The sequence below is a fragment of the Ginsengibacter sp. genome (assembly GCF_057362405.1).
In genome coordinates this window covers 1-7,216 of record NZ_JBMQQG010000259.1, presented here as the reverse complement: position 1 = coordinate 7,216, position 7,216 = coordinate 1, and the positions used below count along the sequence as shown (strand labels likewise).

Annotated in this window: 7 protein-coding genes; 3 read left to right on the top strand and 4 right to left on the bottom strand. The window is 39.8% G+C overall.

All coding sequences use genetic code 11. The features are described 5' to 3' along the window. Positions 1-270: 270 nt before the first annotated feature. The 3 genes from ACO1O5_RS21725 to ACO1O5_RS21715 all read right to left on the bottom strand — a co-directional run bounded on the left by ACO1O5_RS21725 (position 271) and on the right by ACO1O5_RS21715 (position 3,828). On the bottom strand, positions 271-654 hold the full coding sequence (locus tag ACO1O5_RS21725; RefSeq protein WP_486274034.1) for a DUF4907 domain-containing protein: 384 nt from the start codon (positions 652-654) through the stop codon (positions 271-273). A 27-nt stretch (positions 655-681) separates the two neighbouring features. Beyond that, positions 682-1,839 (bottom strand): Kelch repeat-containing protein, encoded by a 1,158-nt coding sequence (locus ACO1O5_RS21720; RefSeq protein ID WP_486274032.1) that lies wholly within the window; start codon positions 1,837-1,839, stop codon positions 682-684. Positions 1,840-2,226: 387 nt separating this feature from the next. Further along, positions 2,227-3,828: a lipocalin-like domain-containing protein gene (locus tag ACO1O5_RS21715; protein ID WP_486274030.1), complete on the bottom strand. Its 1,602-nt coding sequence runs from the start codon at positions 3,826-3,828 to the stop codon at positions 2,227-2,229. 354 nt (positions 3,829-4,182) lie between these two features. On the opposite strand from ACO1O5_RS21715, the gene ACO1O5_RS21710 reads away from it, so the two are divergent. After that, positions 4,183-4,797, top strand: coding sequence for a hypothetical protein (locus ACO1O5_RS21710; protein ID WP_486274028.1), 615 nt, complete (start codon positions 4,183-4,185; stop codon positions 4,795-4,797). Positions 4,798-5,027: 230 nt separating this feature from the next. Here ACO1O5_RS21710 and ACO1O5_RS21705 read toward each other — a convergent pair whose 3' ends face one another. Continuing rightward, on the bottom strand, positions 5,028-5,765 hold the full coding sequence (locus ACO1O5_RS21705; protein WP_486274026.1) for an outer membrane beta-barrel protein: 738 nt from the start codon (positions 5,763-5,765) through the stop codon (positions 5,028-5,030). Between the two features lie 260 nt (positions 5,766-6,025). On the opposite strand from ACO1O5_RS21705, the gene ACO1O5_RS21700 reads away from it, so the two are divergent. Together ACO1O5_RS21700 and ACO1O5_RS21695 are read left to right on the top strand one after the other, a co-directional pair. Further along, positions 6,026-6,430, top strand: a complete 405-nt coding sequence (locus tag ACO1O5_RS21700; RefSeq protein WP_486274024.1) for a hypothetical protein — start codon at positions 6,026-6,028, stop codon at positions 6,428-6,430. A 306-nt stretch (positions 6,431-6,736) separates the two neighbouring features. Continuing rightward, the coding region (locus ACO1O5_RS21695) for an MFS transporter (RefSeq protein ID WP_486274022.1) at positions 6,737-7,216 on the top strand (480 nt) is incomplete at its 3' end.

The following is a 7,216-nucleotide window of genomic DNA, read 5'->3' as shown; positions in this document are numbered from 1 at the left end:
CTGTAATGTTATATGAAACAGGCGAGGATGAATTTATGATGCTTACTCATTAGGTGAATAAATTATGATCCTGAAATGCCGGGTGGGGGCACCCGCCAGGAAAGAAGAAACTAATGATTGGTTCATAAAATAAAGTCAGGTCAAAATATTTAAACGCTTTGTTTTCAATTGCTACTTTCGGCACCGAATAGTTATTCATTCACAAAGAGAAAAAAGGAGAGTATAATATATACGGCCTGTAACGGGAGAAATAAAAATATTGCGGCGGGGTTATTTAAACACTCCCAGGCTGTCTAATTCTTCTATTGAAACCGATGGCGGCAAAATGCTATTTTTAATTTTGTGTATCACAAAGTTTGCAGTTTTCTGTGCATTTCCGGCAGTGCTAAATCCTTTGTTACCCGACAACGCTGGTATATTTGGCTGATGAATATACAATGCATTGTTTCTGTAAATATCATACCCGAAACCTGTCGTTACAATTTTGCTTTTAGAAGCATCATTCCTGAAAATTCTAATTTTTAGCGTATCCTTATTTTGCGTTGATTTTAGAGGGGTATAAATGGGTTTTACCCTGGCAACTACAGTATTTTGTTGTCCTTTACTAAGTAATATAAATAAAAGAAAAAATGATGAAAAAAATAATCTCTTCATGTTACCAATCGTTTTATTCATTATCCTTCACTGACAATATTCCCAAAAATCTCTTTTATTTGAGCCATCTGATCCTGTTCCGATATAGGCTTTGCTACCTATAACAAAACTTATAGCATTAAAGCGGGCAGTGCCGGCAAAGTCCAATTTCTGAGTCCATGCGTTTGTCACAGGATCATATTCCCAAAAATCTTTTTTAAAAGTACTACTATTAACTCCTGTTCCAATATATCCTTTGCCGCCTATAGAAAAACCCGTCTCGCCCACCCGGCTGGTGCCGGCAAAGTCCAGGCGTTGGATCCATACATTACCTGCGGGGTCGTACTCCCAGAAATCTTTTTTATATGCGCCTGTGGCGGACAACTGTCCCAACCCGAGATACCCTTCACTTCCTATAGAAAATCCGGTGCCGCCGCTTCGGCCAACACCCGCAAAGTTGGCTTTCGACGTCCAGCTATTTGTTGCCGGATCGAACTCCCAAAAATCAATTTCATCCACGCCATCATACCCGGTGCCGATATAACCTTTTGTGCCGATTGCAAAACCAACCGCACCGGTTCTGCCTGGTCCGCCAAAGTCAGCTTTTCGGGTCCAGTCATTAGCCAGAGGATCATACTCCCAAAAATCTTTTTTATAGGCACCATCATATCCAATCCCAATGTATCCTTTACCTCCAATGCTAAAACCGGTTGCACCTGACCTTGCCGTGCCACCGAAATCAGCTTTCTGGGTCCAGGTATTGCTTAGAGGATCAAATTCCCAGAAATCTTTTTTGGCAGTTATATCATTCCCTGTGCCGGTGTAGCCTTTTGTGCCAATAGCAAATCCCACCGCCTGGGTACGATCTAGACCACCGAAGTCAGCTTTCTGTGACCACACTCCATTACAGGTAGGGCCAACCGGCACGCCGTTATTCAAAACCCCCGAGCTACTAAATGAAATCCACGAAGTCGCGTTCCACATTTCAAGAGCTTTATTATCTGTATTAAAAATTAGAAGGCCAGTCGCCGGCGAACTTATAGCATCACGTTGCACGGTGGTCATCCTTGGAAGTAACAGGCCACTGTTGGTAGAACTAATTTCTACTTTTGCCGAAGGAGCAGGACTGGTTGTTCCTATACCTACATTTTGAGCTCCGGCCGCGAGGCACCATAGCAACAGCATTGAAATAAAAAATGATTTCATAATAGTCTTTTTAGAATTTTTAAAGGGCAATTTATTGTATTCGCGGCTCCTGGTTTTCGGAGTACCGGTAAATAGGAATATCTCGAAGTATTACCGCAGCGCCTTTTCAAATATATTTAAATTGGAGGGAATTTTCAAGTGCCTTAATTATATTTAGCCCCTTCCTGGCGGTTGCCCTCACCCGACATTCGTTTATTCCTGTTATCTTAGAAATAATTATGTCAACCACTTTTAAATATTCCGGAGAGCGAAAGAGTCATCAATCATTAAATGAAGTCTATTTCCGAACTTCAGCAATTAAGGACTGGAAACATTTGCTTAAAGATGACAAATGAAGATGATCATAATAGAAAGTTTTCAATGGTTTGTGAAGGATAGCCGGGAGAATTATTTACTTTTTATAAATTTCAAAACAGGGGTATTATCTCCTGATTTTATTTGAAGAAAATAGACGCCTCCCGGTAAAAACCGTACATCTATTTTATTTGAAACAGCGCTCTTTTCAAAAATGTAAATTACCTGGCCCTTGGCATCAATTATCTTACAAGGGCCATCGCCGCTTTTGAGCGCTGGATCTATATACAAATAGCCTTGAACAGGGTTGGGAAATAATTTTATTTTTCCCTGCAAGGAGTTTCCTTTAATTACTGTGCCATAAGATAAGCTTATAGCTGAGCCGGTTAGCTTATCATCAATAGAACGGGCCGTTACTTTGAACCAGATCTTATCGCCCTCAGAAAGTGAAGAAGTATTCCATTGGTAGCTGGTATCCGTTAATCCCTGCACAAAAGGTGTAAAGGTAGCTTTGTTGTCTGTGCTGTATTCGAGATCGTAAGTAACGGGGTTGCCCTCATCAGCATTTAGAAGTTGCCACGTTATTGGCAAAGATGTATAGTATTGGCCACCTGCAAATGCATTAACAGATAATTGCGGATTGTGGTAAGAATGTAAAAGTTCCGCAAATCCAACGCCGGTTACCGCCTTGCCTTTTATAGTTCCTGCAATGGTGGTGGCTCCTTCAAAAAACCGAAAGGGCCACGTTACTTCATTATCATTATTTTTTGCCGAAATTGTCAAATCTATTTTATTACTGTCGGATGTAAATCTCCATTTATTAGAATAGCATGCCAGGCTATCAGGCATCCATGTAAATCCAAGACGCTCAATTTTAAAATCGCTAATGGTATATTGCGTTGTATCGTCTACATAAGCTGATAACAGCCGGTATTTATCATTGGATGGTATGGTATTACTTTGTGTAAAAATATTCCAGAGATTTACATCCATCCCATTAGACAATTGCATCTGAAACCATTCATATTTTTCACCGGTAAACGGGTTTAAATTGCCAAATTGCCGGTCAATCCATGCCGTTCCGGTTACATCATCACTTACCCCATTTAAAGAAAGTTTTCCTGAAACCTCATTGCTGGTTTGGGAGTAATAATAAGTGTAGTTGGAAGCGCCTTGCTCAAGGTAACCATCGTCACCCAAAATAAGGGGCCGTTTTAGACTTACATAATTCAAATCTAATGCCGCAACAGGTGAAGCGGCATGTATGAGATATTCAAACGGAACAAGTTTATTATTTGCATCAACTTTTGTGGTGAATGTTTCTGTTCCTTCGGTGGATACTGAAGCACGAATATGCAGGTTTGAGGTAGACAGGCTATCATATTTAAGTACTTTTGAATCCTGGTAAAATTTTCCTGTGGCTTCATCTGTAACGTTAAGTATTCTAAAGCCATCATAACCTAACGCGGGATAATAAAAGTAGGTGAGCATATAATTGTAGGTTTTTCCGAATGATCCCGTAAGATGCCCCGAAGTGTACCACCATTCAACTGGTTCTGATGTATGACGCCCTTCATCTGCAGGAAAAGAAAGTAAGCTTCCGGCGGGTTTATAAGGATATACCTTCCAGTCTTGTGCATGACATGTAACGCCGGCATAAAGAACCGCTATTAAAATGCAGCATTTCAATTTCATGGGGCAGCAATTTTTTCTCAAAATAGTTATTGTACTTATGAAAAGCAATAATTAATACAAAATTATATATTGATGCAGCCTGTAGATAAATTAACACCGTTGAAAAACAGGTATTTTTTAGCTCTTGACTAAACTCATATCCGGCAATGTTCTAAGTCATAACCCGAGCTTACTTTGTGACACAATTTTATACTGCAAAAAATAAGCGGTATGCTTTTCAATTACAATCTATATGGCTTGGAAAAATTCGGCCGGTATCTTTAATAATAATCATGATGTCTATTATTGGGATTATTTTTAATTGAAACGAACAGGCAGTCCATGAATACCCTTGTTTAAAGCATTTATAAAAAAATGACCAATTTTTTAAAACGGATTTTAGATGCGATACAACATTGTAAAAGATGGATCATTACCATTTTTATTCTGTATTGTGTTTCCTGCCTGGTAGGAATAATAATGGTGCATTCCGGTAATTTATTTGCGTTGTCTCAAAGAGACAGGATAGTCGGCAAGGCTAATGCGCACGACAAAGCTTCCATCAATTACATTAATGGCAACAAGGTTAAAGCGGCTTTAATTGATTTTAGCGGAAACCTTTTTTTGGGTTCTGTGCCGCAAACAGTTGCAGGGCTTTCCGTAGTTATTCCGTTTATGTCAGTTACTTACCAGGGCTGGGTAGGCGGCATTGTTTCAGTGGACGGACAACATGTAAGCAGGCTTGACAAAAGCAAAACGGCTATATATTATTTGATCGTGCTTATATTACAATTTATACCTTATTCGCTTGCGATAGGCTCTGGAGTTAAGCTCGGAGTAGATACTTATCAATTAAATAAGGGAAAAAGCTTACTTCAGTTTAAGTTTAGCCGCCCTGCTTTAAAAGATATTCTTTTCATTTATTTATTGGTTATTCCTTTCTTTCTTCTCGCATCCTGCTTTGAATTTTTAAGCGGCTGGAATTTTTAAAACCGGGTACCCGTCACCGTTACTTTATTCTCAACGCCGGTCCCGTAATCCGGTCGGCCGGGCAATACTATTTCACGATCATCGGAAGTCTAATGGCAAGCTTAAAACCTATAACGATAGAAATATGATTGACCTTGAAAAACTATTATCAGGAGGCGACATGCGTTCAGAGGAACAAATCCATATTAAATGCTATTACTAACCTAAAAGGATATTCGTTGCTATCAGTGCTATTTAAGATTGTAAAATGCACCAAATGAAAAATCGAATATGCCTGTTGTAGAGGTAGTTAATCTCGTATCCAGTTTTGTTGAGGCTGAAAGCAGGCTAAACTGGAAGAATAATCCTAATTTTCGATATACATTGAAAAGGCCTTCCATGTAAGGCTGTATGGTTACAACATAATTTGTCGCATTGCGTGCATACGTTGATTTTGCCATAGTAATATCATGGGAAGTAGGTACTTTGAAAGTAGAATCAAATACAACAGCAGCGTTACTTTTCATTAAAAAGTCAGAACGAAGATTCAAGCCAAGGGACAATTGAAAATTATTAACCGGCCTTGTAAGGGTATACGATGCTGAAAGCGGTACTTGTAAATAATTATTGGTGAACCGCAAATAACTCAAATTAAAGCTATCGTTTCGCGCCTGTGAATCAAACAAAAACAGCGCAATTAAAATATCGTCGATGCCATACTTATTCAGGCTGTAATGACGCTGACTAAAGCCTGCGCCGGCTTTAAGTGTAAATCGTTTATTTTTTAAAGGTATAGCAACCTGTAATGCGTAAGAAGTCACATCACCCAGGCGGGTTTTGTTTCTTCTTCCGGGAGGTACGAGGCTATCGGCGCTTAATTGTTCAAAAAAAAGTCCCGGTAATACGGATACTTGAATCTTAGGTTGGTTTACTTGTGCATTAGTTGCTGTAAAAATGAAAACAAGTATTGCTGGTAATAATGACTTCACAAGTTCAAGACAATTATAATATTAATTCGCTGCCTGGTTTCAAAAGAAGAGAGAATTTTTATTCCGGCAGGCATTTTTTTTGAATGATTGCAATCAGGGGGAACACGTCAGCGGGTAACATATTTATCAGCAGTTTTACACCGCCAGATGTCGCCACTAACTCCCTCAATTCTGTAGCAAATTTGTATTAACGTTTCATTGTTAAGCTTCGGGATACATGTATCGTCTTATATACATCATTCACAAATAAAAAGCATATTATGAAAAAGATTATTACACTATTGTTCGTTGCAGGTTGTCTCACCACGGCAACGTTTGCCCAGGACGGTGGACGGCATCGGCAATATGACAATCAATATAAAAACGACAGAAATTCATCATACGGCGACCGTGGCGACCGTAACGGATACAACAATGATTATCAATGGCAAAACCGCCATAGTGACGATCGTCACGACCGCGATGGATGGGACCGCGATGGATGGGACCGCGATCGCAGGGATCGTTGGGATCGTGGCCACAGGGATGGTTGGGATGGTGATGGTGATCGGAGAATCCACAGGCATTACCGCGAGTATGACCACGACAGGGTAATGAGAGCCAACCCCTACGGATACAACCTGCCCGTGGCCTCCTTCCAAATAGTTATTGGCCGTCGTCACTAAAAAAAATTCGTACAATTTTATGAGCCCCGCCTTTGCGGGGTTTTTTTTTAACGTTTAAATAATTAAGCACTACAATTCTTAGTTTGCAGCTAAGGATATTTTTTGGAAGATATTTATAACAGTGCCTTAAGTTATTAAAGTAAACAATGGCGACTCAATAAGATTGAATTTTGTTATAGATTTAATGTTCGTAAATACTTGGTTGCAAGCCGGCCCTCGCGTAACTAACGGTTATTAGCACACTAAACATGGATCGGATTACGGAGGGGAGATAGAAACAATCTGTTGATATTAAAAATGTGAGCCTTGCTAAAAATTATAAGCCGTATTGTTTGGACTCTTTCTGTCGTTAGCATGTTTGCCGACATCGCAAGCGAAATGCTTTATCCGATCATTCCTGTTTATTTACAGGATATCGGCTTTTCAATATTTCTCATCGGCTTACTTGAAGGAATTGCAGAAGCCACTGCAGGAATCAGTAAAGGATATTTCGGCAGCTGGTCCGATAATATCGGTAGGCGAATGCCATTCATAAGATGGGGATATTTTCTCAGTGCACTCGCAAAACCAATGATGGTAATTTTAAAATTTCCTCTATGGATATTTTTTGTAAGAACAACTGATAGAATCGGAAAAGGACTTCGCACTGCTCCGCGTGACGCTTTGCTTTCGGCCGAAGCCACGCAAAAAACCAAAGCAGAAGTTTTTAGTTTCCATCGCGGGTGGGATACGTTAGGAGCAGTGTTTGGGCCCCTGCTTGCTTTATTGTTTCTCTATTTTCATCCG

Coding starts and splice junctions, on each gene's coding strand:
- ACO1O5_RS21720 (WP_486274032.1), bottom strand. CDS start 1,839: ATGAAATCATTTTTTATTTCAATGCTGTTGCTATGGTGCCTCGCGGCC.
- ACO1O5_RS21725 (WP_486274034.1), bottom strand. CDS start 654: ATGAAGAGATTATTTTTTTCATCATTTTTTCTTTTATTTATATTACTT.
- ACO1O5_RS21710 (WP_486274028.1), top strand. CDS start 4,183: ATGACCAATTTTTTAAAACGGATTTTAGATGCGATACAACATTGTAAA.
- ACO1O5_RS21700 (WP_486274024.1), top strand. CDS start 6,026: ATGAAAAAGATTATTACACTATTGTTCGTTGCAGGTTGTCTCACCACG.
- ACO1O5_RS21715 (WP_486274030.1), bottom strand. CDS start 3,828: ATGAAATTGAAATGCTGCATTTTAATAGCGGTTCTTTATGCCGGCGTT.